The sequence below is a fragment of the Leptolyngbya sp. 'hensonii' genome, assembly GCF_001939115.1.
Taxonomy (GTDB): domain Bacteria; phylum Cyanobacteriota; class Cyanobacteriia.
Genome location: NZ_MQTZ01000012.1, coordinates 65,790 through 91,762, shown reverse-complemented (window position 1 = coordinate 91,762; position 25,973 = coordinate 65,790). Strand labels below are relative to the sequence as shown.

Annotated in this window: 25 protein-coding genes; 17 read left to right on the top strand and 8 right to left on the bottom strand. The window is 53.1% G+C overall.

Features of this window, described 5'->3' with window-relative positions:
• The first annotated feature begins 22 nt into the window (after positions 1-22).
• Entirely contained in the window at positions 23-1,231 is a 1,209-nt protein-coding gene (locus BST81_RS04835; protein ID WP_075597411.1) for a Coenzyme F420 hydrogenase/dehydrogenase, beta subunit C-terminal domain, read from the top strand.
• Here the strand turns inward: BST81_RS04835 and BST81_RS28390 are convergent.
• Together BST81_RS28390 and BST81_RS04825 are read right to left on the bottom strand one after the other, a co-directional pair.
• On the bottom strand, positions 1,228-2,283 hold the full coding sequence (locus BST81_RS28390) for an N-acetylmuramidase family protein (protein WP_216351213.1): 1,056 nt from the start codon (positions 2,281-2,283) through the stop codon (positions 1,228-1,230). The genes BST81_RS04835 and BST81_RS28390 overlap by 4 nt on opposite strands.
• 88 nt (positions 2,284-2,371) lie before the next feature.
• Entirely contained in the window at positions 2,372-2,818 is a 447-nt protein-coding gene (locus tag BST81_RS04825) for a DUF4870 domain-containing protein (protein ID WP_075597410.1), read from the bottom strand.
• 118 nt (positions 2,819-2,936) lie between these two features.
• Here BST81_RS04825 and lpxD point away from each other — a divergent pair, with 118 nt between their 5' ends.
• Both lpxD and BST81_RS04815 read left to right on the top strand, forming a co-directional pair.
• Entirely contained in the window at positions 2,937-3,986 is a 1,050-nt protein-coding gene (gene lpxD / locus BST81_RS04820) for a UDP-3-O-(3-hydroxymyristoyl)glucosamine N-acyltransferase (protein WP_075597409.1), read from the top strand.
• A 5-nt stretch (positions 3,987-3,991) separates the two neighbouring features.
• Positions 3,992-4,684 (top strand): hypothetical protein, encoded by a 693-nt coding sequence (locus tag BST81_RS04815; RefSeq protein ID WP_075597408.1) that lies wholly within the window; start codon positions 3,992-3,994, stop codon positions 4,682-4,684.
• Positions 4,685-4,738: 54 nt separating this feature from the next.
• On the opposite strand, the gene BST81_RS04810 is transcribed toward BST81_RS04815, so the two are convergent.
• A complete protein-coding gene (locus BST81_RS04810; RefSeq protein WP_075597407.1) occupies positions 4,739-6,853 on the bottom strand; it encodes a TIGR00300 family protein in 2,115 nt (704 codons plus the stop codon).
• Positions 6,854-7,249: 396 nt separating this feature from the next.
• On the opposite strand from BST81_RS04810, the gene BST81_RS04805 reads away from it, so the two are divergent.
• The 9 genes from BST81_RS04805 to BST81_RS04765 all read left to right on the top strand — a co-directional run bounded on the left by BST81_RS04805 (position 7,250) and on the right by BST81_RS04765 (position 15,852).
• Entirely contained in the window at positions 7,250-7,477 is a 228-nt protein-coding gene (locus BST81_RS04805; protein WP_075597406.1) for a hypothetical protein, read from the top strand.
• Between the two features lie 593 nt (positions 7,478-8,070).
• Entirely contained in the window at positions 8,071-10,887 is a 2,817-nt protein-coding gene (locus tag BST81_RS04800) for a GAF domain-containing protein (protein ID WP_075597405.1), read from the top strand.
• Positions 10,888-11,036: 149 nt separating this feature from the next.
• Positions 11,037-11,765: a Bax inhibitor-1 family protein gene (locus tag BST81_RS04795; RefSeq protein WP_075597404.1), complete on the top strand. Its 729-nt coding sequence runs from the start codon at positions 11,037-11,039 to the stop codon at positions 11,763-11,765.
• A gap of 75 nt (positions 11,766-11,840) precedes the next feature.
• Positions 11,841-12,963, top strand: a protein-coding gene (prfB, locus tag BST81_RS04790; RefSeq protein ID WP_143780233.1) for a peptide chain release factor 2 whose coding sequence is annotated in 2 segments (ribosomal slippage) — positions 11,841-11,912 and positions 11,914-12,963 — 1,122 coding nt in all. Because the reading frame shifts where the segments join, the coding sequence is not laid out codon by codon here.
• 73 nt (positions 12,964-13,036) lie between these two features.
• Positions 13,037-13,270, top strand: a complete 234-nt coding sequence (locus tag BST81_RS04785) for a DUF3285 domain-containing protein (protein ID WP_075597402.1) — start codon at positions 13,037-13,039, stop codon at positions 13,268-13,270.
• A 29-nt stretch (positions 13,271-13,299) separates the two neighbouring features.
• On the top strand, positions 13,300-13,821 hold the full coding sequence (ybeY, locus tag BST81_RS04780) for an rRNA maturation RNase YbeY (protein WP_075597401.1): 522 nt from the start codon (positions 13,300-13,302) through the stop codon (positions 13,819-13,821).
• Between the two features lie 71 nt (positions 13,822-13,892).
• Positions 13,893-14,369, top strand: coding sequence for a diacylglycerol kinase family protein (locus tag BST81_RS04775; RefSeq protein WP_075597400.1), 477 nt, complete (start codon positions 13,893-13,895; stop codon positions 14,367-14,369).
• Positions 14,366-14,980 (top strand): aminodeoxychorismate/anthranilate synthase component II, encoded by a 615-nt coding sequence (locus tag BST81_RS04770; protein ID WP_075597399.1) that lies wholly within the window; start codon positions 14,366-14,368, stop codon positions 14,978-14,980. The genes BST81_RS04775 and BST81_RS04770 overlap by 4 nt, the downstream gene beginning before the upstream one ends.
• 62 nt (positions 14,981-15,042) lie before the next feature.
• Positions 15,043-15,852, top strand: coding sequence for an MBL fold metallo-hydrolase (locus BST81_RS04765; RefSeq protein WP_075597398.1), 810 nt, complete (start codon positions 15,043-15,045; stop codon positions 15,850-15,852).
• Between the two features lie 56 nt (positions 15,853-15,908).
• Here the strand turns inward: BST81_RS04765 and cobW are convergent, their stop codons facing one another.
• Complete coding sequence (gene cobW / locus BST81_RS04760; protein WP_075597397.1) at positions 15,909-16,964, bottom strand: cobalamin biosynthesis protein CobW; 1,056 nt, start codon at positions 16,962-16,964, stop codon at positions 15,909-15,911.
• A 129-nt stretch (positions 16,965-17,093) separates the two neighbouring features.
• Between cobW and BST81_RS04755 the strand changes: the two genes are divergently transcribed.
• From BST81_RS04755 to BST81_RS04745, 3 genes are all read left to right on the top strand, one after another.
• Positions 17,094-18,323 (top strand): site-specific integrase, encoded by a 1,230-nt coding sequence (locus BST81_RS04755; RefSeq protein WP_075597396.1) that lies wholly within the window; start codon positions 17,094-17,096, stop codon positions 18,321-18,323.
• Complete coding sequence (locus BST81_RS04750) at positions 18,316-20,832, top strand: penicillin acylase family protein (RefSeq protein ID WP_216351211.1); 2,517 nt, start codon at positions 18,316-18,318, stop codon at positions 20,830-20,832. Before BST81_RS04755 ends, BST81_RS04750 begins: the two co-directional genes overlap by 8 nt.
• 61 nt (positions 20,833-20,893) lie before the next feature.
• Positions 20,894-21,715 carry an MOSC N-terminal beta barrel domain-containing protein gene (locus tag BST81_RS04745; RefSeq protein WP_075597395.1) on the top strand — a complete coding sequence of 274 codons (822 nt, stop codon included), beginning with the start codon at positions 20,894-20,896 and terminating at the stop codon, positions 21,713-21,715.
• On the opposite strand, the gene BST81_RS04740 is transcribed toward BST81_RS04745, so the two are convergent.
• Genes BST81_RS04740 through BST81_RS04730 form a run of 3 tightly spaced genes read right to left on the bottom strand, consistent with a single transcriptional unit; the run spans position 21,712 to position 23,248 of the window.
• A complete protein-coding gene (locus BST81_RS04740; RefSeq protein WP_075597394.1) occupies positions 21,712-21,948 on the bottom strand; it encodes a hypothetical protein in 237 nt (78 codons plus the stop codon). The genes BST81_RS04745 and BST81_RS04740 overlap by 4 nt on opposite strands.
• Positions 21,949-21,989: 41 nt before the next feature.
• Complete coding sequence (mdh, locus tag BST81_RS04735; protein WP_075597393.1) at positions 21,990-22,985, bottom strand: malate dehydrogenase; 996 nt, start codon at positions 22,983-22,985, stop codon at positions 21,990-21,992.
• A gap of 47 nt (positions 22,986-23,032) precedes the next feature.
• The gene (locus BST81_RS04730; protein WP_075597392.1) at positions 23,033-23,248 is read right to left on the bottom strand and encodes an NAD(P)H-quinone oxidoreductase subunit O; all 216 of its coding nucleotides are present in this window, start codon (positions 23,246-23,248) and stop codon (positions 23,033-23,035) included.
• Between the two features lie 283 nt (positions 23,249-23,531).
• On the opposite strand from BST81_RS04730, the gene BST81_RS04725 reads away from it, so the two are divergent.
• Entirely contained in the window at positions 23,532-24,695 is a 1,164-nt protein-coding gene (locus BST81_RS04725; RefSeq protein WP_075597391.1) for a GuaB3 family IMP dehydrogenase-related protein, read from the top strand.
• A 3-nt stretch (positions 24,696-24,698) separates the two neighbouring features.
• Entirely contained in the window at positions 24,699-24,827 is a 129-nt protein-coding gene (locus BST81_RS29075) for a hypothetical protein (protein ID WP_290439416.1), read from the top strand.
• A gap of 321 nt (positions 24,828-25,148) precedes the next feature.
• Here BST81_RS29075 and sfsA read toward each other — a convergent pair whose 3' ends face one another.
• Positions 25,149-25,892 (bottom strand): DNA/RNA nuclease SfsA, encoded by a 744-nt coding sequence (sfsA, locus tag BST81_RS04720; protein WP_075597390.1) that lies wholly within the window; start codon positions 25,890-25,892, stop codon positions 25,149-25,151.
• Between the last annotated feature and the right edge of the window lie 81 nt (positions 25,893-25,973).

The window sequence follows — 25,973 nt, the reverse complement described above, 5'->3', positions numbered from 1 at the left end:
TACCACTTCAAGAAACCATTTGATGACACCTGCAGCCCCCGATTTTCCCAAGCATAAAAAAGCCCGAGCGCTGAAGCCGTCCAGCCGCCGTCCAGCAAAAGAATTATGCAGCGAATGTGGCCTTTGCGATACCTACTACGTTCATTATGTAAAAGAAGCCTGTGCGTTCCTGAATCAGCAAATTCCTGAGCTGGAAGCCCAGACCCATGGGCGTAGCCGGGATCTGGACAGTCCGGACGATTGGTATTTTGGGGTGCATCAGGAGATGATGGCGGCCCGCAAACAGGACCCGATTCCGGGAGCCCAATGGACGGGCATTGTCAGCGCAATCGCGATCGAGATGCTGAATCGGGGTCTGGTGGAAGGGGTGGTCTGTGTCCAGAACACGGAGGCGGATCGATTTCAGCCCAAGCCAGTCATTGCCCGCACCCCCGAAGATATCCTGGCAGCACGGGTGAATAAGCCGACCCTCTCCCCGAATCTATCGGTGCTGGAACAGATCGAACAGTCTGGTCTGAAGCGTCTGCTGGTGATTGGGGTGGGATGCCAGATCCAGGCTCTGCGATCGGTGGAGAAAGACCTCGGCCTGGAAAAGCTGTATGTGCTAGGCACTCCTTGCGTGGATAATGTCACCCGTGCCGGTCTCCAGAAATTCCTGGAAACCACCAGTCGTTCCCCTGACACGGTGGTGCATTACGAGTTCATGCAGGATTTTCGGGTTCACTTCAAACATTCAGACGGCTCTACAGAACTGGTCCCTTTCTTTGGTCTGAAGACGAACCAGCTTAAGGATGTCTTCGCCCCGTCCTGTATGAGTTGCTTTGACTATGTGAATTCCCTGGCAGACCTGGTGGTGGGCTATATGGGGGCTCCCTTTGGTTGGCAGTGGATTGTGGTGCGGAATCCCCAGGGACGGAAGATGCTGGACCTGGTGCTGGATCAAATTGAAACCCAGCCTGTGATGTCCGAGGGCGATCGGCGACAGGCCGTGCAGCAAAGCATTCCGGCCTACGATCAGGGGGTGACTTTACCCATGTGGGCAGCCAAACTTATGGGGGTTGTGATCGAGCGTATCGGTCCCAAGGGCCTGGAGTACGCCCGCTTTTCGATCGATTCCCACTTCACCCGTAATTACCTGTACACCCGGCGCAACCATCCGGAGAAACTGGAGGCCCATGTACCCGAATTCGCCAAGCGAATCGTCAGCCAGTACAAACTCCCTGAGGTTTAACCTCTGGAAATAAACCGCTCGTAGGCTGCTTTCAATTTCAGATCGTACTGATTCTGCCGATACGCAGGGCCATTGTATCCATTGGCAAACCCAGCCCAATCCTGGCGTCTCAATTCATCATCCAGGCTATTCGCCCTAATAAAGTTGACCATCGCCTGGAGTTGCTTCCCGGCTGATTCGTACATATCTTTGACAAAGGCTTCCACGTTGGCATAGCCCGCAGCCCGGAAATTATCCCCCATGATCTGACCCAGCCCCCAACTGGCGGACATCAGGGCAGCGGTGCGATTGAGGGCGATCGCCTGATTCAGCCGATTGTATTCCGCTGCACCACCAATATACAGACTGCGGTTCCAGCTATAGGAACTAATATTAGGGTGAGAATCATCGTAGACATGATTCGTGTAATAGCTGAAATAGTGGGCTTCAAACAGGATCTTAGGACGTCCATCTGGAAGAAACCCCCCACCAGAGGTCTCAACCTCAACAACTGCTTTGATAGTGGCAACAGAAACATTGATCATGGTTGCCGCCAGCCGATAGTCCTCTTCGGTCAGCGTTTTGCTGCCCCTAGGTTGATCGGGATTGAAGATTTCGGCATGGCCCTTGTAAACGTACCAGGTGTTGCGCCCCTTAAAAAACTGACCCAGCAAAGCGACCTGGATATGGTCCTGTTGGACAGCATAGGATTGCACGGTGTAGATGCTCCCTGCTGGAACCAGTTGCTTTTCTTCATCCTTTAACTGGAAAGACTGCACTGGCTTCAGCTTTAAGAAGGTATTAACTAGAATTTTCAGATAGTTTCCGATCGTAGGAACGACCACGCCACTTTTTAAGAGCTGGGCATGCTGGCCATAGACGTACCAGGTATTGCGCCCCTTAAAAGATTGCCCAGCGAAGGCAACCTTCAGATGGTCCCCCTCCACTTTGTAAGACTGCACATTCAAAATAGCATTGGCTGCGATCGGCTGCTTTTCTGCGTCCGCCAGTTGCGTTGATTGCACTGGACGCAGTTTCAACAATGTATTCGCTAAAATCTTCAGTTGAAGCATGGGATACACCCACTAGGTAGTCGAGGGCTGATCTGTCGTCTCCTATTCAACCCCGTTCTCCTGCCAGTGGCAAGCTTCTCAGGATCCATTACGTTAAAAATCTTATGGTTAGAGGATAGCGATAAAATTCACCATTACCAGCTTTAGCCGCCGCAAAGATCACCACTACGAGTTCGAACAATCCAATCAAACCAGCCAATCCCAGGATCAGTCCAATCAATAACGCAATGGACAGACCAATTAAAGCATCGCCCCTAGCTCCCCCGAACAGAAGAACCACAGGGACCAACAGGAGCAGAAGAATGAATGCAGCCAGGGAATAAAGGAGCATGGAGAGTTGAAAGTTGACAGACTCTTTGCCCTGATCATCGATGAAAGGGTGAGCCTCTCGTTTCGCCAACCAGATCAAGAGGGGGACCACAAACCCACCCATGGGAATGGGAATGCCCAGGAACATCGCAGGTATCCAGGCCAGGGAGGAGAGATGACACCACATCGCCCAACTGCAGGCCGAAGCAGTAATCTTATCGTTCATTGGTTTTTCCCAATGTTTTATGTGACGCATTCTAGCGCGATAATGGGTAGCGTTATAGGCATGCACCTGCTGAAATCAACCTCCGGGTTTCGACATACCCAAAATCATGAAATAAATCATGAAATTTAGTGAACTGGTTCAAACCTTAAGCCTGACTGAAGCACCTGGTAGTCTGAAATTGACACCAGACAATGACCCAGAGATTACCGGTCTGGCCGCAGTCGATGAAGCCCAACCTCAGCATTTGAGTTACATTGAAGGGGCTAAATTTGCCGCGTTTATCGAAAAGACAAAGGCCAGTGCCTTAATCGTGCCGATGCAGGAAGCGCTTCAGGCTAAAGTCACAGCACGGGGACTGGCCTGGGTCGCTGTCCCTGATCCCAGACTGACTTTTGCTCAGGTGATTAAGCTATTTTATAAGCCGTTTCAACCCGCTCCAGAAATTCATCCAACAGCCATCATCGATCCCTCCGCCCAGATTGGCCCTGAGGTTTATATTGGTCCTTACGTAACGATTCATGCCGGGGTCAAAATTGGGGCTGGGGCCTGTCTCTTTCCCAATGTTGTGATCTATCCCGGGGTCCAGATTGGCGATCGCACTGTTTTACATGCCAACTGCACTATTCATGAACGAACCCAAATCGGGGCAGATTGCGTCATCCATAGTGGCGTTGTGATTGGTGCTGAGGGCTTTGGATTCGCGCCAACCCGGGAGGGGTGGTTTAAGATTGAACAGTCTGGCTCTGTCATTCTGGAAGATCGGGTTGAAATTGGATGCAACTCGACGGTCGATCGCCCCTCCACAGGGACAACCCTGATCGGGCAAGATACCAAGGTTGATAATCTGGTTCAAATTGCCCACGGTTGCCGTATTGGTCGGGGTTGTGCCATTGCGGGTCAGGCCGGGTTAGCGGGTGCCGCCAAAATTGGCAATCGCGTCATTCTGGCTGGACAGGTGGGCGTGAATAACCAGGTGACGGTTGGTGACGGGGCGATCGCATCTGCTAAAGCTGGCATTGTTGGAGATGTAGCTCCTGGTGAAGTGGTCTCCGGATTCCCAGCCATGCCCCACAAAGTATTTCTAAAAGCGTCAGTATTATACGGTCGGTTGCCGGAGCTATACCAGCTTGTCCGGCGACTGCGCCAACAGTTTCCAGAACAGGAGTAAGACCCTTGGAACAACGCATTCGCGCAATTCTGGTAACCCGTGGAGCCGAATACAATGCAGTTGGTCGGGGCTTGCGACGGGCCAATGAATCAACGGTTGAGGTGCTGCCCCTGCCGATCGGCTCCCGGGCAGTCTATCCCCATCTGGAATCCCTAAACCTGACGCGGGAGAAGTATCCTGCGGTGCTGGTTATGGGCTTGTGTGGCAGCCTCAAACCGGATCATGGCCTTGGTGACCCTGTTTTTTATGAGGGCTGTACCTACCGGGTAGAACCTTCCTCTGTGCGCTTCCTATCCTGTGCAGCTCAGTTAAATATTGATGTCGCCAAGCGGCTTGGCAAACCAGTACCCCTGATCAAAGGGTTAACCAGCGATCGGATCATCTGGTCTGCCTATGAAAAGCGAGAACTGGGCAAAGAGTATGACACTGGGGTTGTGGATATGGAAGGCTTTGGTATTCTCCAAGCCCTCAAATCTACTGGTATTGACGTTGCCATGATGCGAGTCGTCAGCGATGACTGCCATCGAGATATCCCTGATTTGAATGGGGCGATCGGTCCAGACGGTTCCCTGCGCCCCCTCCCGTTAGCCCTCGGCATGATCCGCCAACCAGCCAGAGCCGCGAACCTGATTCAGGGCTCTCTGCAGGGGCTAAGGGCACTGCAAGCCATCACAACCCTACTTTTCACCCAGAATTAACCCCAGAGGCACAGAGGTATTTCTCCACGAACTCTGTGCCTTTGCGGTGCCCCCTCAAGCTCGCTGCATCACCCGATAGGGACTGGTCAATCGATCGAGTTGTTGCACCAGCAGGCTGAGGAACAGGCCCACGTCTGTGACTACACCAACAGACTCAACGGACCCCCGATCGCTCAACTTCGTCACCACCGCCGGGTTGATGTCCACACAGACCATCTTCACCCCGGCTGGAGTCATATTGCCAACGCCGATCGAGTGCAGCATGGAGGACAACATCAGGATCAGGTCTGCCCCTTGAATCAGACGAGCGTAGTCAGCCTGAGCCTTCACCAGATCCATCTCCGTATCCGGTAGAGGACCATCATCTCGAATCGACCCAGCCAGGGCAAAGGGCACGTCATTCTGGATGCACTGGTAGAGGACACCACTGGTGATGATGCCTTCCCGCACTGCATTTTTGATGCTGCCACAACGACGCACAGCATTGATCACCTTGAGATGGTGCCGATGCCCACCCCGGACTGAAACTCCCCGCTTCATGTCCACCCCCAGAGAGGTGCCCATCATGGATTGTTCAATGTCATGAACGGCGATCGCATTTCCTCCTAACAGGGCCTGCACATATCCATTGCGGATCAGGTGGGCCAGGTGTTCTCCACCTCCGGTATGAATCACAACGGGACCAGCGGTGACCACTACTTTACCGCCTCGATCGCGGATCTGGCGCAATTCCCAGGCAATCTGTTCGACGACCAGTTCCACTCGTCGCTCACTGGAAACACCGGAAGCCATAAAACTGAATTCCTGGATATTCCGCTGTTCTCGCGATTCTGGTTTGCGAATGGTGCGGATGCCTTCCACATCCACTACCACCTGTTCCCCAATCTCCAGGTCTCGCAGCAGTTTGCACCGGGCCACCGGGCCTGTGGAACCCTGGGTAATCGCGATCGCCCCATCCATGCGCTGATTTTGAACCTGAACCCACTGGCAGCCCACCCGAACTTCGGTGGGATAAATGGTGGTCACATAGAAGTCATCTGGGGCCACTCCATTTTGAATTACCGGCTCCAGATGGGCATCGCACACGTCCTGAGTAGGCGGTAATGCCCCCAGATCAATGAGCTGGGCCATGATTTTTTCCATGACACTATGGGAAGGGGCCGAAACCTTGACTTCCGCTGAAGACGTACTCTGACGCTGTTCTCCCAGGTTGAAGTTTAAGACCTGGAAACTGCCACTGCCTTCGATAATCACATCCAGAGCCCGATTGATCAGGCCACTGTCCAGTAGATGTCCTTCCAACCGAATCGTGCGACTTTCGATCGTGGCTTCAGCGTGATGATCGTCCCGAATGGGTTCTGTGGTCCGCAGGGTGAGACATTTGGCTGCGCCGCCAGCTTTCAGAAATTCAGTTAGGGGCGTTTCAACCACTTCAAAGCCCACAGTTTCCAGGCGCTGTCGAAGGGGTGCCCCAACTTTGTTCAGAATCACCGTGCGCTCAATATTGACGGCATTACAGGCAAAGTTAACGGCATCAGCTTCATCAATGGCAATGCGCCTAGATTCCGGCACCCGCATCTCAATTAGATGATTGGAATAAGCATCAAAGGCTGGAGGATAATAGAGGAGATAGCCGCCAGTCAGAGGGCAGAAGCAGGTATCCAGATGGTAGAAGCGATCGTCCATCAAGCGTAGGGACAACACTTCAATATCTAGCCACTCGGCCAGGTACATGTGAGAGTCTAGCTCGGAGCGAAAGCCATATCCGGCCCAGAGCCAGCGTCCCTCCCGATCCAGAAGTGCGTCTCCGGCACCCTCAAACGGCAAATCCTTGGGCAGTTCATGCACCCTATAGCCCTGTTGGGCAAACCAGGCGTTGAAAAAGGGTTCCTCGCCCTGGCGCTCCTTATGGTAGAAGCGACTGAGCACAACCGTATTCCCCAGTACCAACCCGGCATTGGCGGTAAACACCATATCTGGCCAGCCGGGTTGGGGTTGCACCAGATCTACGATCGCCCGCTCTTTCATAATGCGGAACAGTTGATTCCACTGTTCTACAGCCTGGTCACGGGAGGATTTATGGATATTACCCTCCATCCAGGGGTTAATCACATAATCCACATCGTAGTGGTCGGGTGCACACATGAGGAAGCGAATGGAGGAAGTCATACGATTCAGATCTCTGAAAATACAGGTAGGAAATGCGCGAATAAGGGTGAACCAACGATCGATTGAGCTGTAAACTCTACAAGAGTTCTACCAGATTTGCTGTAACTAAATGCCTGAAATTAGGGGGTGTTAGGTTCCTCTGACAATTTCATCCGAGGTTTATCCTCGGGTCAAGGGCCGGATGGTGTGACCCAACTTATAGGCCGCTGATGCCTGGAAAAGCAGGTTGGGTCTGCACCCAAAACTTATCTGGGTTCTGGGAGAAGTCAGGCAATTTGGAGAAAAGATGCCTTGGGAGAGCCCAAAAGTTCTGGGAAATCACAGTACTCTTATATAAGTTAAATCATCTTTTCGACCGCATCATCCCTCAGAAACCCATCGTTGCAGGCGTCTCAAATGTCACCAGGACAGTATCAGTGGTTTATATCCCTGCCTGGTTCGGAACCTGAATTGATCAGGACTTACCGAATAACGCATGCTTTCTATCGTGAGCTTAAGTATCGGCAGGCCCATCGGGAGTACTGTGAGTGGTATAAGGCGATGGCCCAGCGAAATCAGCAGGAACTGGAGAAAATGCGTTCTGATATCAATCTTTTAGGTTGGTTTTGCCGCAGACCGATCTAAACCCAAAGCTAAAAATATGTCTTAGATTTGAGTAGACGAATATACGGTTCTGAATTAACTTTTACGTAGTATCCCTACCAAGCTTGAGATAGGGTCTAACATACGGATAGATAGGTCTAGCCCTGAAACTAGCCCTATCCTAGGTTTTAGAATTCGGGCGTGCGTCACCATTAAATTCGTCACTCAATCTTGTCTCCCTGATCCGGATACTGAGATTTTTATCTGAAAAGACTGAATAAAGCCAATTGATGAAGTTTCGATGATCTTTACCCATCGATTTTTCAAGGAACGTTAAACTTGCCCTCAGATTGCCTTCTTCTGAATCAGGTTCAGATCCTGGGCTAGATTTCAGGCAGTGCAATCCAGAGGTTCAGTTTATATTTTCCTGCATGCGGCTGGAACGAATCGTGGAATTCTTCGCAGGTTAATCACACACGCTAGACACTGGACACGCTACATACACTGAACGCACATAATCACGAAAACTGCATCTATCCATAATCCGTGAAATCCCTGGTCTCATAGATCCAAGGTTTCTGGTATGGGGGTGCGTAGCTCTGTAGTAACCCGACATAGTCCCCAGGTTCCCTAACGTGTTTAAAACAATATTTAAATTCAATCAAGGAAAAGTTGCAGACAGCCCTGGCTCCCTATCTGAAAGCCAAACCTGTCCCAGTCAGAACAAGCTGCTGCGAAAACTCATCGATCGCATCTGGAGTTCGATGGAGTTGAAAACGATCTTGCAGACAGCCGTTGACGAGTTGGCGGAGCTGCTTGATCTGGATCGATGCTCCTTTATGTGGTGTTTGCCCGATGCCCAACGGGTGCATGTCGTATACGAACGGGTTCGTAAACCGCAGAGCGCCAGCCATAGCCTGAGTATTAGTGAATCCTCTGGCAGTGAATTATCGGGAGAAGCGGTAGCTTTAGAAGACCCTTTATTCCGTTCCGGTGATTATCATACAAAAATTGCTGAGCCTTCGGAATCCGCTTCATCAAAATCTTACAAAATAGAGCATCTGGGCTCCGTAGCAACTGCGATCGCCCAGGGTGAAATCATCATTAATTGCGGCCCCCTGCCCAATAAAGCGGCCCTGGGAACGATCACACGTCTGCTTTCCCGCCTGCAACGAACCAACCCCCAGGCGACCTCACCTATTTTGGGGTCGATCGCCAATTTATTGGTCCCAGTAAAAGGACAGAGTGGATGGACCGGTTTATTGGCCTGCTTATCAAACCAGCCCAGGGCCTGGTCTCCCAATGATGTGGCTATGGTGCAACTGGTCGCTCAGCAACTGGAGATCGCCATTCGGCAAACTAAGCTTTATGAGCAATCTCAGAAGCTGGCCCAGCGGGAACGTCTGATTAACCAGATCACCCATCAAACCCGCCAGAGCTTCGATCTGGAAAAGGTTTTCACCCAGGCCATGACTCAGTTGATGGAAACCCTGGATGCGGAACGGTGTGTGGTTTATCTCGCTGCGGATGATCATGGATCCCGGGGGAAAGCTTCAGATTTCTTCTGGGAAGAGGAGTCTGGTCAATCTCGCTCAAAAAAATCAGCCACCTTCAGACGCTACCAGCACCTGTTCGAGGCCCGCCGAGAAGCCTGCCCATCCTGCCTGGAAACCTTCAACAAAAATGGCCCCCTGACTCGTTGGATCACCCAGCATCGTCAGACCCTGGCTATTGCAGATGTGACCCAGGACAGCCGGATCGATATGCAGGATCAGGAGTATCAGGCAGCCCAGGTCAAGTCGGTTCTGGCTGTGCCGGTCCAGGCAGATGATAAGCTCCAGGCGATTCTTTATCTGAGCCAGTGCTCACACACCCGCCATTGGTCCAAAGCGGATCAGGATCTGGCTAAGGCGGTAGCCGATCACCTGGCGATTGCCATCCAGCAGTCCCGGCTTTACGTACAGACCCGTCGCCAGATGGAGCGGGAAGCCCTGATGCGTCTGATCAGCGACAACATCCACAGTACCCTGAACCTGGATGAAATTTTGCAGGTGGTGGTTCAGAAAGTTCGACAATTGATTAATTCCGATCGGGTGCTGGTCTATAAGTTCACGGAAAACGGTCGCGGTGAGGTGCTGATAGAGGAATTATTGGGCAAGTGTAGTTCCATCATGGATCGACTCCAGCGGGATGATTCTTTCCTGCGGTGCTATGGCGAACTCCATGGCTGCGAGCAAACCTACCGCATCGATGATGTTGCTGAAGCAGATCTGTCTGAAAGTTACCTGACCTTCCTGGAATGGCTGGAGGTGCAGGCCAGTGTAACCGTACCGATTACGATCGGTCCTCGCCTCTGGGGTCTGCTGATTGTGCAGGAGTCCGAAGCCCCACGGACCTGGAAAACTTCGGATGTTTATCTGCTCCAGCAACTGGCAGCCCGGATGGCCATTGCCATTCACCAGGCCGAATTGTACGAACAGGTGCAGATCGCTGCCGCCAGAGCCCAATTGAAAGCCGATGAGCTGGAACAAACCCTGCGGCAATTGCAACAAACCCAGGCCCAGTTGATTCAAAGCGAGAAAATGTCCAGTCTGGGCCAATTGGTCGCCGGGGTGGCCCATGAAATCAACAATCCAGTCAACTTCATCTATGGCAACCTGAAGTATGCCGATGATTACATTCAGATGCTGATGGATCTGGTCAGTCTTTATCAGGAACATTATCCTCACCCCGATCCAGAGATTCAGCAGCGGATGGATGATATTGATCTGAATTTCTTGGCGGACGATCTGTCCAAGTTGCTGTCCTCGATGAAGGTAGGGGCCGATCGGATTCGACAGATTGTGCTCTCTCTGCGAAACTTCTCCCGTCTGGATCAGGCGGACATGAAACCTGTAGACATCCATGAGGGCATCGACAGCACCCTGTTGATTCTGCAAAATCGGCTGAAGGATCAGCCTGGACGCCCCCCGATTACCATTCTGAAGGGATATGCCAACTTGCCCCGGGTCGAATGTTACCCCGGTCAGCTCAACCAGGTTTTTATGAACATCCTGGCGAATGCGATCGATGCCCTGGAAGGAACCAGTGAGCCAGATGAGCATGGCCAAATTTCCTGGTCTGCAGCTCACCCGTCTCCAACGATTACCATTCGCACGGAATTTCTCAGCCCCGATCGGGTCCTGATTCGGATCGCAGACAATGGGCCTGGCATGAATGAGGAAACCCGAAAACGGCTCTTTGACCCCTTCTTCACCACCAAACCTGTGGGCAAGGGAACTGGGTTAGGGCTATCGATTAGCTACCAGATCGTAACCGAAAAGCACAAGGGTGCTCTCCGGTGTGTATCAGAACCGGAGCATGGTGCGGAGTTCCAGATTGAAATCCCAATTCAGCAAAACCACCTGCAGGCGGAACAGGCCGTCGCTGCGGGGTACAGCGATCCCGATTGATCTTCAGTATTTCTGAGCATCCTGTTGGAGTTGTGCTGGAGAGGTTCGCTGAGGCGTTCTGCCCGTAACCAGATCCCTGACCTATACTGGGGAATTGAGTCTAATCTTAGACATCCCGAGTTCTTACAGGTTGTTGTAAGGGAGTCCCTATGAGTAACACCAGTAACTTCCGTGATGCGATTCGTCAGGCTAAAACCCAGGCTCTGACGGGTCCTAACGTAATTGCGAATGCCCTGCCCTATGTCGGGGGAGGCTTGATTTTGACTGCTGTTGGCAGCTATGGCGGATTAGGGGTCATCCGGACCAATCCAAGCCTGTTTATGCCTACCTTTATTGCCGCGATCGTTCTTGAGCTCGTTCTCTTCTTTGTCGCTCAGAATGTGGCTGAGAAGGGGAATAAAGCTCTAGCTTTGCCACTGCTGGCAACCTACAGTCTTCTTTCCGGCTATACCCTGAGTGGCCTGATTTTTGTGGCCCTGAAAACCCAGGGGGTTGGAATTAACGGAATCGCCTTTGCCGCCCTGGGTTGCGGGATTACCTTCATTGCTGCCCGTCAGATTGGCTCTAATCTATCTGAGCAGGATGGTCTGGCCCTGGCTAAGACAGTGCAATTGGGGCTAATTGCCTTCCTGGTGGTGATTCTCTGCCAGTTCGTTTTCCATCTGTTTGGGGGGCAGACACCCACTTTCCTGGAAATTGCGATTTCGGGGATTGGGGTGTTTCTGTTTGCCGGGGCTGCTGTGGTGGACTTTTTTATTCTGCCCCGATCCTATCGAGATGATCAGTATCTGCCAGCGGCTCTGTCCATGTACCTGACCTATATCAACCTGTTTATCTTTATCCTGCGACTTTTGATTGCCCTCAACGGTCGGGATTAGTGACCTGTGCAAGGTCTTGATAAAGGTTGGTATAGTGGAAGACTGAAGAATTTGCATGAGGATGGCTGAGCCATGTTGGATGTAACCGAAGTCAAACGGGACGTTGAAGTGTTATCTGACCGCCTGGGTAAAACCCAGGACTATCTTTGACATTCCGGCACTGAAAGCAAAGATTCAAGATCTGGAGCAGGTTGCAGCTCAACCGGAGTTTTGGGATAGTCAGGCTACGGCTCAGCGTACCTTGCAGGAGTTGAACGACCTGAAGTCTCATCTCCAGCAATTTGAACAATGGCAGGGACATCTGGAGGATGCGAGGGCCGTCCTGGAGTTGGTGGAGTTAGAAATGGACGAGGCATTACTCCAGGAGGCCCAAACTAACCTTACCCACTTGACCCATGCTCTCGATCAGTGGGAATTGCAACAAATGTTGTCGGGTCTCTATGACCAATCGGGAGCTGTTCTGACGATTAATGCTGGGGCGGGGGGCACGGATGCCCAGGATTGGGCTGAAATGCTCCTTCGCATGTATACCCGTTGGGGAGAAAGCCATGGCTATCAAGTTCACCTGGCTGAGATTTCAGAGGGAGATGAGGCCGGGATTAAGTCTGCCACATTAGAGATTGACGGGCGCTATGCCTATGGTTATCTCAAGGCTGAAAAGGGTACTCACCGCCTGGTTCGTATTTCCCCCTTTAATGCCAATGATAAGCGGCAGACCAGTTTTGCTGGTGTGGAGGTGATGCCCGTCCTGGATCGATCGGTCCACCTGGATATTCCGGACAAGGATCTGGAGATTACCACTTCGCGGGCCGGAGGCAAGGGCGGACAGAACGTCAACAAGGTTGAGACTGCTGTGCGGATTCTCCATATTCCCACAGGGCTGGCCGTACGTTGTACCCAGGAGCGATCGCAACTCCAAAATAAAGAGAAAGCGCTGGCGATTCTCAAGGCCAAGCTTTTGATTGTGGCTCAGGAACAACGGGCTAAGGAAATTGCCGATATTCGAGGCGATATGGTGGAAGCTGCCTGGGGAAATCAGATTCGTAACTATGTGTTCCATCCTTACCAGATGGTCAAGGATCTGCGCACAGGGGTAGAAACGACTGCGGTGTCAGATGTCATGAACGGGCAACTGGATCCCTTTATTGAGGCTTATCTGCGTCAGGAAAATCAACTGGTTGATGCGGCGGCCAGCTGATAGAACAACATAGAAACAATTCTTCACGGTAGAATCTGCTTAACTGAGTCATGTTCCCAATGAGACCTTCACTATGAGTTCAGTGAATTCACCCTCTGAATCAATTTCTCCGCCAGATCCAGATGCAACTTCTGAATCTGTCCTCTCCCCTGAATCTGCTCTTCCTCTGGAACCCCTGCGGCCCAGTTATGTCAAATTAGCCATGCGAAATATGGTGCGGAAACGGGGGAAATCTCTGTTTCATTTCACATTGACTAGTTTGACCCTACTGACGATACTGGTCAGTCTTGCCTATTTGACACGCTAATCAGCCATACGGGCTGGGAGAGTAGGAGCTTGGATGTAGAGGTTGATGTACAGATCTGTGTTGCAGGTTCCGGGGCTGATGGCTGCCCTGAGTCAGGTGCCTGGCAAGCGTACTTCCAGCAATGGTTAGAATTGTTGCTTCCAACAGAAGCCCCCAATCAGGTTTACCTGGATTGGGAGCAAGACTATGAGTTAACCCTCCGCCTGACAGATGATACTGAAATTCAGGCCCTGAATGCCCAATATCGGCAGGTCGATCGCCCCACCGATGTGCTGGCCTTTGCGGTATTAGAAGGCGAAACAGCTCAAATTTTGAGTCAGATAGACTCCCTTCCTGTATATCTTGGTGATATTGTCATTTCAATTGAAACGGCGTCTCATCAGGCTGCATCCAAAGGACATTCTTTGAGCCAGGAGGTTACCTGGTTAGCAGCCCATGGTCTCCTCCACCTACTGGGGTGGGACCATCCTGACGAAGCCAGCCTGTTGTCCATGCTTGATCAACAGGAAGCTTTACTGGCCGCAGTTGGTTTTGCCGGAACCACAGCCTGAGTTTGAAGTTTCTATTTGCTATCCCCTCTGCCCACTCATCCTTTACAGAGACCATCTCACCCTTTCCAACTATGCCTGACGACCTGTCTACATCGACCTCAAATGGCTCTGTCGCAAAGGTAGGCAAACCAAACCGGGAGCTTTCCTGGCAGGTGGCTGCAAATCTATTCATCAGTTTCAAATATGCCTGGGCCGGATTGACCTATGCGTTTCAAACCCAGCGAAACTTTCGAATTCATGTGGTGTTGGGAATTCTGGTCATTGGGTTAGGGGAACTGTTGCAGCTCAATTCTGTGGAGATGGCTGTCATTGGACTGACGATCGGAGCCGTGCTGGCGATGGAATTGTTGAATACGGCCCTGGAGTCGGTGGTAGACCTGACGGTAAAACAGACTTACCATGAACTCGCCAAAATTGCCAAAGACTGCTCTGCTGGAGCCGTGCTGATCTCGGCTCTGGCAGCAGTGCTGGTGGCAGGTTCCCTGCTTTTACCCCGTCTGATGACGGTTACCCAGACCTTTATTTCTCAAGCCGGGTCGCTGCAATGATTCTTGTAATTGACAACTACGATAGCTTTACCTACAACTTGGTACAGTACCTGGGGGAACTGAGTGCCGATTTTCCCATTGCTGCCGAAATTCAGGTTTACCGGAACGATCAAATTACAGTGGCGCAAATTCGGGATCTGAACCCGGCTGCGATCGTCATCTCTCCTGGTCCAGGACGCCCGGAAGATGCGGGGATTTCCCTGGAGGTGATCGCGGATTTGGGGCCTACGGTGCCTGTGTTGGGGGTTTGTCTGGGGCATCAGGGGATTGGCCAGGTCTTCGGTGGGCAGGTCGTTCGGGCTCCCGAACTGATGCATGGCAAGACCTCCCAGGTTTTCCACAAAGGCGTTGGCGTTTTTCAGGGGTTGGACAGCCCCTTAACAGCTACCCGCTACCATAGTCTGGCGATCCAGCGAGATACCTGTCCGGAAGAGCTGGAGATTACGGCCTGGGTTGAAGATGGAACCATTATGGGGGTACGCCATCGAGATTACCCTCAAATTGAAGGGGTACAATTTCATCCAGAAAGCGTGCTCACGGTGGCTGGAAAACAGCTCCTGCGGAATTTTCTGGCTGGGGTTAGCTTGATTGGCGTCCAAAGAGCCCCATAATAGTAACGGATTGGATAGAGCTGCTGAAGGTTGATGGCTAACAGCGCAAGCGTGAGGAGACGATGAAACGACGACACTTGATACGTTATGCTCAGGCGAGCCTGCTGGCAAGTTTGGGAATGGGAGTAGCTTCTGGGTTACAGGTCTACCGGGCTCAAACCTCCTCCCCCAAACAATCTCAAAAAGCCGCTTCAGGCGGGTCCCTGTCCATCCAGTGGCTGGGCCATACCTGTTTTCTATTCACTGGAGAGGGTAAACGGATTCTGGTCAATCCATTTCGGACAGTGGGTTGTACTGCCCGGTATCGTCTGCCCAAGGTTGCCAGTGATCTGGTCATGATCAGCAGCCAACTTCTAGATGAAGGATTTATTGAAGCGGTGCCGGGGAATCCCCGCCTGCTTTACGAAGCTGGTCTGTATCAGTTCAAAGGGATGCCGATTCAGGGCATTGGGATTGACCACGATCGCAACAATGGCCGTCGGTTTGGGAATAATGTGGCCTGGCGCTGGACCCAGTCGGGGATCAGGATAGTTCACTTGGGTGGGGCAGCGGGGCCGATCGTCCTGGAGCAGAAAATCCTGATGGGACGCCCGGATGTGTTACTCATTCCGGTAGGCGGAGGCCCCAAGGCTTACAATGCCCAGGAAGCGAAGCAGACAATTCAGGCTTTGAATCCTCGATTGGTTATTCCGACCCACTATCGGACCCAGGCCGCTGATCCGGCTGCCTGTGAGATTGCCCCTCTGGATGAATTCCTCTCCCTCATGGAAGGGACATCTGTGCGCCGGGTGCAAAGCGATACGGTCACCCTGAAAGCTTCTGATTTGCCAGAGCAGGGGCCGCAAACCATGGTCATGAGTTATCGGTTTTGATTGCTCTGCAGGGTTGGTTGTGGGGCAGGCGTTGCCTGCAACGCCTGTACAGCTTGCTAGGATGAGGCCAAGATGTGATGTTCGATCGTGGCCTGGTCTAGGTCGCGGCCAATCAGGACCAGTTTGGTTTGGGGGGTTTCTTGGGGTTGCCAGGGGCGATCGTAAAAGGTCTCAAATCGCTGCCCCACCCCCTGTAAGACCAGTCGCATGGGTTTCTGGGGCACGGCCACAAAGCCTTTGATCCGATAGATCTCTTGCTGCTGCACCAACATCTTCAACCGCTCGACCAGGGCAGCAGGGTCAAACTTGTGCTCCAGGAACAGTTGGACAGCATTGATATCGTCATCATGATCGTGCTCTTCTTCCTGGTCATGGTGGCTGGGACGATGCTCCAGGTTGTCTTCCACGGCAGCATTGAAGCCCAGCAGAATGTCGGGAGCAATGGCTCCTTGCTGGCAGGGAACGATTTTGACTCCTGCAGGTAATTCTTGCTGAAGCCATTGCTCCACTTTGAGCCGAGTCTGAGAATCTACCTGATCCACCTTCGTCAGCAACACCAGATCGGCACAGGCCAGTTGGTCCTCAAAGAGTTCCTCGATCGGAGTTTCATGCTCCAGGCTATCATCCGCCTGCCGCTGGGCTTCCAGAGCCTCCAGATTGCCGACGAACTGACCAGCAGCCAGAGCCTCACAGTCAACGACGGTAACGACCCCATCCACGGTGGCTGCCGTGCGGATCTCCGGCCAGCGAAATGCCTGAACCAACGGTTTGGGTAAGGCCAGTCCAGAGGTTTCGATCAGAATACAGTCGAGCTGATCTCGCCGTTTCAGTAATTCCTGCATGGCGGGATAAAATTCTTCCTGAACCGTGCAACAGAGGCATCCATTAGTTAGTTCAATAATGTCTGGGCCTACTGAGACCACTCCATGATCCCCCTCTTGATCACAGACCTGGCAGGCCCGTAGCAGATCGCCGTCAATGCCAATCTCACCGAATTCATTCACCAGAACCGCAATCCGACGCCCTTCGTTATTTTGCAGGAGATGGCGGACCAGGGTTGTTTTTCCAGCCCCCAGAAAGCCTGTAATGACCGTGACAGGAATTTTGTGCATAGACAGTAGTATCGATCGTGAGGTTGAGCGTTTTAGACTGGATTTAAGTATAGTACTCTTGTCTACTGTCCGTTGTATGTGCCTATTCCCAGGTTCTACCACAGGATTTGTCCTCCAATTGCCCTTGAAATGACCGATGATCAGCGCGCGATCGACAGCCGCATTCAACAACTGAACCAACGACTCAAACTGGCCCGCCTGGGGGTGCAAATTGAGCGTCGGAGCCAGAAGCTAAGCCTGCGGGGAACTTTTCCCCCCCGTCCGGGCAGCGATCGCCTGCGTCCCTATCAACAGCGAGTCCCCCTCGGCTTACCTGCAACCTCTGCAGGATTGAAGCAAGCCGAGCAGGAAGCCAAGATCGTGGCCGCCCAGCTCCTGCAAAAATCCTTTGACTGGCGAAACTACCACTGTGGCACGGGGGGCTTGCGGCTCAATCAGCTTGAACTGGAACAGCAGTTGCGGGCTTTTGAACAAGATTTCTTTACCCAGCGGGATCGACGGTCACGATCGGCAGCCACTACCTCTACCTGGAATACCGCCTATGCTCCTTACCTGCGCAAATTGCGCACGGTGGTTGCCGCAAATCCCCAGATGACAATGGCAGAAGCCATGCATAAAACCATCCATACAACGGCTGAGGACTCCCGCAGTCGCCAGATCTGTTGTACAGCCCTGGCAGCCCTGGCCCGATTTCTCGATCTGGACCTGCCCTTTGATCTGAAGACTTTCTGGGGCAGCTATGGCCCTAATGCAGTGGAACATCGCGACTTACCGTCCGATGATGTGATTGTGGCCACCTTTGAACAGATTCCCCATCCAGAGTGGCGTTTTGTCTATGGCATGATGGCCACTTACGGGCTGAGAAATCATGAGGTCTTTTTCTGTGACTATTCCGCGCTGCAACAGGGCAATCCCAATGCCAGTATTCGGGTGTTGCCAATGACTAAAACTGGAAGTCATGAAGTCTGGCCGTTTTATCCAGAATGGGTCGATCGCTTCAACCTGCGGGATATCCAACTACCTGATGTAGAAACCGATCTAAAACGAACCACCCTGCAGCGGGTCGGACAGCATGTCACCGTTCAGTTTCGTCGCTATAACATCCCCTTTAATCCCTATAGCCTGCGCCACGCCTGGGCCGTGCGTACCATTCATTTCGGTTTGCCAGATACGGTGGCAGCCCGAATGATGGGCCATTCCGTTGCGGTTCACACCCGCACCTATCACCAGTGGATGACCCATCGCGATCAGCAGATGGCTGTGGAGGCAGCCCTGCAACGATCGCGATTGAAGTCCCCTGAGTCACCGATGATCGAACCGGCATTGATCGAGGGAGAGGGAGACAGTAAGGGTGAATAGCAAATCCCGAAAAAAATGGGCCAAACTTCTCCAGACGATCGCCCTGATCCTGATGCTGTTGGCTCTGATGGCAACGACCGGGGCCACCTATATAGTGGGGCGATCGTGGCCCCAGACCACAGGGACCATCCCCATTCCGGGTCTGCTGCAACCGGTCACGGTGCTGCGCGATCGCTGGGGTGTCCCCCACCTTTATGCCCGGAACACCCATGATCTGTTTCTGGCCCAGGGCTATGTCCAGGCTCAGGATCGGTTCTGGCAAATGGATTTTTGGCGGCATGCCGGTGCCGGACGGTTGTCTGAGCTGTTTGGTCAATCCCAACTGGCGACGGACCAGTTTCTCCGCACCCTGGGCTGGGCCAGGGTAGCAGCGCAGGAGTTGCAACAACTGGAACCGGACACCATCACCAATCTGCAAGCCTATGCAGCGGGTGTCAATGCCTATCTGGCTGATCATCAAGGCATTGCCCTCAGCCTGGAATATGCCTTCCTGAAGCTGCTGAATCCGGGGTACCAGCCGGAGCCCTGGCAACCCGTCCATACCCTGACTTGGGGCAAGGTGATGGCCTGGGACCTGGGGGACAATGCCGCCGAAGAAATCGAGCGCCTGACTCTGCTAAAAACTCTGACTCTGGCTCAGGTCGAGGAACTTTTCCCACCCTATCCGGCCACCCAACCCGTCATCCTCCCTGGAGTCTCTGATCACCTCAGACGATCGCCAGAAAGGTCAGAAGGTGAGTCTTCTCAGGTGCTGGCTACGATCGCCCCAACCCTGGACTTCCTCGGTTCCCAACTCCAGGCTCTGCAAGTCCACCTGGGGACAATTACCCCTGGTCTGGGATCGAACAACTGGGTGATTTCCGGAAAACGGACGGCCACGGGAAAACCCTTGCTGGCCAACGACCCCCACCTGGACAGCCAGCTTCCCTCGATTTGGCATGAAATTGGTCTACATTGCACCCCGCAGGGTCCTGACTGTCCCTATAACGTAACGGGCTTCTCCTTTCCTGGCATGTTTGGAGTGATTATCGGTCACAACGATCGCATTGCCTGGGGTGTCACTAATGTGGGGCCAGATGTGCAGGATCTGTACATTGAGAAACTGAATCCGCAAGATCCCAACCAGTACGAGGTCAATGGCCAATGGGTCAACATGGACCTGGTGTCGGAGACGATTCAGGTGGCTGGGGCTGCTCCTGTCACCCAGATGGTCCGCTATACTCGCCATGGCCCCATCGTTTCCGACACATACAAACCTCTCCAGGAGGTTGATCCTCGATCGCTACCCCAACCCTATGCGATCGCCCTGCACTGGACTGCGCTGGAGCCCGCTCACCTGATCCAGGCCATTGCCAAACTTGATCGGGCGCGGAACTGGGAAGAGTTTCGGCTGGCATTGCGGGATTTCGATGTCCCGGCCCAGAACTTTATCTATGCCGATGTCGAAGGTAACATCGGTTATCAGATGCCGGGACGGATGCCGATACGGGCGCAGGGAGATGGCCGCTATCCCGTACCAGGATGGACCGATGCCTATGAGTGGAAGGGTACAATTCCCTTTGAGAAATTGCCCTTCAGCCTCAATCCCGATCGGGGCTACATTGCCACAGCGAATAATCCGGCCACAGGCCCTGACTATCCCTACCTGATTACCCATGATTGGGACTTTGGCTACCGGGCTGAGCGGATTAACCAAATCCTGGAATCCCTGTCATCGCCCATTACCCTCGATGACATCCGCCGCATGCAGGGAGATAACTTTAATGCCAATGCTAAAACCCTGGTGCCCGTGTTGCTCCAGGTCATGCCCCAGGGTCAGGAATGGGCAGAAATCCGCTCCCTCCTGCAAGGCTGGAACAACCAGGTTGACCTGAATAATGCCCCTGCGACGCTGTTCAACGTGTTCTGGAAGCACTTGCTGGCAGCCACCTTTCACGACGAGTTACCGGAGGCATACTGGCCGGAAGGGAGCGATCGCTGGCTCGAAGTTGTCCACAACCTGATCCAGCAGCCCCAAAGCCCCTGGTGGGATGACAAAGCCACCCCTGCGATCGAAGATCGAGACCAGATCCTTCGGCAGGCATTGACCGATGCGATTGCCGAACTGAAACAAACCTTGGGTCCCGATTCAGACCGCTGGCGCTGGGGGCAACTGCACAAAGTCACCTTTCGAAATCAGTCCCTGGGGAAATCGGGGGTGGCCCCGATCGAGGCTCTGCTGAATCGGGGTCCCTATCCAGTCGGCGGCGATAGTGACGCGGTTAATGCCACCCACTGGAACGCAGTCGAATCCTATGAGGTGACGGCCCTGCCTTCCATGCGCATGATCATAGACCTAGCGAACCTGGGCAACTCCCTGGCCATGCATGCCCCCGGTCAATCGGGCCATGCCTTCCATCCCCACTATGCGGATCTGGTAGAACCCTGGCGCACCATCGAGTATCATCCAATGTTGTGGGAACGGACGGCGATCGAAACCGGTGATCGATTGACCCTAACCCCCCCATAATCCAACGCCTCCATCACGTAATCCCATGACGGACTCTATCCCCGTAAAGGTATTGCATGCAATGCCTCTATCCGTAACCGGGCTATATATCTACCCAATTAAATCCTGCCGGGGCATTGCCCTATCCCAGGTCACCCTGAATCGTTGGGGGTTGGCCTACGATCGCCACTGGATGCTCGTTGATGCCAGTGGACAATTCATCAGCCAACGTCAGCATCCGCGTCTCGCCCTGGTGGAAACTGCCCTGGAGGAAGATTGCCTGCGCCTGAATGCACCTGGACAGCCCGAATTGCGCCTGTCCCTCAACGATCGGTCTGGACTAAAGGTGGAGGTTGTGGTCTGGCGCGATCGCTGTCGGGCTCTCGACCAGGGAGATGTGGCGGCCCAATGGTTTCAGCAGGTGCTGGGGCTCCCTTGCCGATTGGTTCGGATGACAGAGGACTTCGATCGGGAAGTAGACCCCCGCTATGCCCCTCCTGGTTATCAGGTTAATTTTGCCGATGGCTATCCGGTGCTGATGATTTCAGAAGCCTCTCTGGCTGATTTGAATGGCCGCTTAACAGTTCCTCTACCCATGAACCGCTTTCGCCCCAATCTGGTCGTCACCGGCTGTGAGCCTTACGCTGAAGATACCTGGCGACGGGTTCGGATTGGGGCAATAGAATTTCTGGGGGTGAAACTGTGCGGACGCTGTGTCATTACCACAACAGATCAGGAGCGGGGGGAGCGTCAGGGCCAAGACCCCCTGGAAACTCTGGCTGCCTATCGACAGGTTGGAGGCCGCATTCTCTTTGGTCAGAAGCTGGTCTATTCAAAAAGTGGCCAGTTGGTTCTCGGAGATCGAATAGAAGTGTTGGAGCTCCAAACCCAACAAAATGTTTAAAAAATGCGAGCCATTCCGGGTTGACTGAGAAAAGGAGCAGACTTAACTCGCTCCAACTCCAGGGTCGCATCAATGATCACCCTAGCCTTGTCCAGAGCTTCTTCCAGGGTAGTCACAGGAACACCATAGCGAACCTCTTCCCTCTGCCACTGGAGCCATAGGGTTCGCTTGTCGATCCGCCTGTAGTAAATGGGGATAGAACAATAAATTTCAACCGGGTTGGATTCAACCATGGCAAAACAGGAAGAATATAGCTATAGATTAGCGCATTCGATCAGGTAGGCGAACCCGGAGTATCTCCTAACATTGTTGTAATCGAGTCAATATTTTTACGGACAGAATCCGCAGACACCCTGAGAGCAGCTTGCTCAGTTTCGGTCAAGCTCAGTTCCAGAATGCTCTCAATGCCTCTACAGCCAAGGCGAGCCGGGACACCAATGAAAATATCATTCAGGCCATATTCACCCTGGAGGTAAGTGGCAATGGGTAACAATCGCGACTGATCGAACAAAATAGCCTCGACCATGAGGCAGGCTGCTGAAGCTGGAGCAAAGTAGGCTCCTCCAGTTTTAATCAGCTCAACGACTTCAGCACCGCCATTACGAGTTCGATCGACCAGGCGATCGATCGTCTCAGCACTCAAGAGTTCCGTCACAGGGACCCCATTCACCGTGGAGTAGCGAGGCAGAGGAACCATCAAATCCCCATGGCCCCCCAGAACTAGAGCGGTTACTTCCATAATGGACACCCCCAATTCCATGGCGATAAACGCCTGAAAGCGGGCAGAGTCAAGAATCCCCGCCATCCCCATCATGCGCTGGGGAGGAAGCTGGGTGGCCTGCCAGGCCAGATAGGTCATCACATCCAGGGGATTGGTGACGATGATCAGAATGGCATCGGGAGAATAGGCAATTGACTGTCCAGCCGCCTCAATGACGATGCGGGCATTCGTTTTCATCAAGTCATCCCGACTCATCCCCGGTTTCCGGGGAATCCCAGCCGTGATCACCACCACATCCGAACCGGCGGTATCGGCATAATCGTTGGTCCCCAGCACATGCCGATCGTGCCGTTCGATCGCCTGGGCTTCCTGTAAATCGAGGGCAATTCCCTGAGGACGGCCTGCAATCACATCCAGCAGCACCACATCCGCCAGATTCTTCTCAACAATGCGCTGGGCGAGTGTACTACCCACATTTCCTGCTCCCACGATCGAAACGCGGGCAGAATGGGGCAAAAGATTAGGATTTGCAAGGCTAGCAGAACTCATAGGCCGTGGGCGGTTTCGCCCATCTCATAGTAAGGCTATGAGCTAAGCTACTCAAAACTTTCGAGCTGGTCAACCCTTAACCAGATATTTGGGGTGGGAACAGCCCCAAATAGGATCAGGGCATAGTCTCCCCGTAGGTCGATTACTTCCCCCTTGGTTTCAAAAATATAAGCCGAAAAGCGGGTATCACTAGCCTGAGCTTCCAGGCTGTTCTCCAGTTTCTCGCGTACCACTCGGACCATGTCACCTTTTTTAACCGCCATAGTTAACCTGCTGCATTGACAACAATCTGTTACACCAGAAATTTTAGAGCCGATCGGCCATCCAACATCAATCCTTTGTCATTGGTTTTAAGTCAACCATGCATCAGCAAATTCAACATAAGTTTTGATTCCGACCCGCCCTACCCAAGCAGGCACAAAATGGAAACTCATTTTGAATGGGTCATAACCGATTTAAACCGACACATCCCCCATGACTCATGCCCACCATCAAACTTTCCTCTGAATTTGATACCCTAGCGTAAATAGCTTTGGAATGTGCAGCGTGGATATTCAAATTGGTCGGGGTAAAACAGCCCGCAGGGCATACGGAATTGATGAGATTGCGCTAGTTCCCGGACGGCGAACACTTGATCCGAAATTGGCCGACACGCGCTGGCAAATTGGCGGTATTGAACGAGAAATTCCCATCATTGCCAGTGCGATGGATGGCGTAGTCGATGTGAAAATGGCTGTGCTACTGTCTCAGCTTGGCGCGTTAGGGGTTTTGAATCTGGAAGGAATTCAGACTCGCTACGACGATCCGAATCCAGTGTTGGATGAAATTGCTGGGGTTGGAACGACTGAATTTGTCGGGTTGATGCAAAAGCTCTACGCAGAACCGATCAAACCAGCACTCATTGAACGCCGAATTCAAGAAATTAAGAGTCAGGGGGGTATTGCGGCAGTCAGTGCCACCCCAGCCGGGGCCGCCCAATTTGGCCAGGTTGCTGCCAAGGCGGGAGCTGATCTGTTTTTTATTCAGGCAACAGTAGTCTCGACGGCCCATCTGTCTCCAGAGACGGTCACGCCGCTGGATCTGGCCCAGTTCTGCCAGGATATGCCCATTCCAGTGATCCTGGGGAATTGTGTCACCTATGAGGTCACCCTGGATCTGATGAAAGCAGGGGCGGCTGCTATTCTGGTGGGGATTGGCCCCGGAGCCGCCTGCACCTCCAGGGGAGTGCTGGGCGTGGGAGTGCCCCAGGCCACTGCGATCGCAGACTGCGCCGCTGCCCGTGAAGACTACTTCCAGGAAACAGGCCGGTATGTCCCTATCATTGCTGATGGGGGGCTGATTACGGGCGGCGACATCTGTAAGTGCATTGCCTGTGGCGCAGATGGGGTGATGATTGGATCTCCTTTCGCCCGGGCTAAGGAAGCCCCTGGTCGGGGGTTTCACTGGGGCATGGCCACCCCCAGTCCGGTGCTGCCCCGTGGTACACGCATCCGGGTTGGGTCCACGGGCACCCTGGAGCAGATCCTGCGCGGGCCTGCTCAACTGGATGACGGCACCCACAACCTTTTAGGCGCACTTCAGACCAGTATGGGCACTCTGGGGGCGAAGGATATCAAGGAAATGCAGGCCGTAGAAGTGGTGATTGCGCCTTCCCTGCTCACAGAGGGCAAGGTTTACCAGAAAGCTCAACAGTTGGGCATGGGCAAGTAACTATTGGGGCAGGGCACTCCAGACGATCGCGATCGTGCCGGTGCGATCGCGATTGGGAATCAGGTTAATGTAAAGAACCAGTTGTCCTTTGCGGGCCTCGTAAAGGGGTCCCTCTCCATACCGCTGAGTTAGCTGGGAAACCTTCCGAAATCACATAAACCCTTGCCTTGTCGGGAGTTACCATCAGACTCAAATACTGCTTCAGCCATTTTTGGCGACCTGGTAAACTTTCCGGAGTAATCTTGACTGTCCTTTGCTTTTGTTCTGTCGCAGGAGCTGATTTTGGCTTCAAGGAGGTAAGGGTCAGCAATAATAGCCCATGAAAGATTGGCGTTGCTGAATCACGGTATGATTTGCTCGATCTGAACGTGAGCGAGACGCTCCCACTCCCTATCAATGCACAACTCTCGTAGTATGAGCATCTTGCCCTGCTGGCACTACGAAATCTAGGATCTATTGAATCGGCATGGTTAGCAACAAATCCGCTAATCCCAGGTAGAACACCCCGATCGGAGTTACATCAAAGCGACAGGGCAGAACTTCGACCCCGGCCTTGATTGCGGCCCGAAACAATTCCCCGTAACGACGATCGGCGGCATCTCCTGGAGCAAACCGGGGACAATCGCTGCGGTTGATGAAGTAAAGCATCACCGCCCGTGTGGTCGGAACCAGGGCAGTCAACTCCTGTAAATGCTTCTGGCCCCGTGTCGTGACGGTGTCGGGAAACAGGGCCAGATCTCCCTGGGGCCAAGTGGTGTTCTTAACTTCCACGTAAAGGGGACGATCTGCCTCCTCCCCAGTGAGCAGAAAATCGATTCGACTGGCTTTGTCTTGGCCGTAGGGAACTTCCATCCGGACCTGACTGTAGGGTTCCAATCCAGGCAGCAAATGCTGATCCAACATGCGTTTGACAATGCGATTGGGCAGAGCGGTGTTGACCCCCACCCAGATCGGTGGATTAGCCGTCGTCACCTGGATCATTTCCCAGGTGTAGGGGAGTTTCCGGTTGGGATTGTCACTGACAGAAATCTGGACTGGATTACCAGGAAGACAAACCCCTGTCATGGGGCCAGTATTGGGACAATGGGCCGTCACAATCTCTCCAGATGCCAGTTCCACATCAGCCAGAAATCGCTTATAGCGTTTGATCAGAATGCCAGGAAGTAAGGGGGGGTATTCGTAAACCAGTTGGGGCATTGGATCTGGGCAATTTGGGGCTGGAGCCATCTTCTGAGGGAGATAGGGAGCAAGGACCGTTCCCCCCTACAATGGGACGTG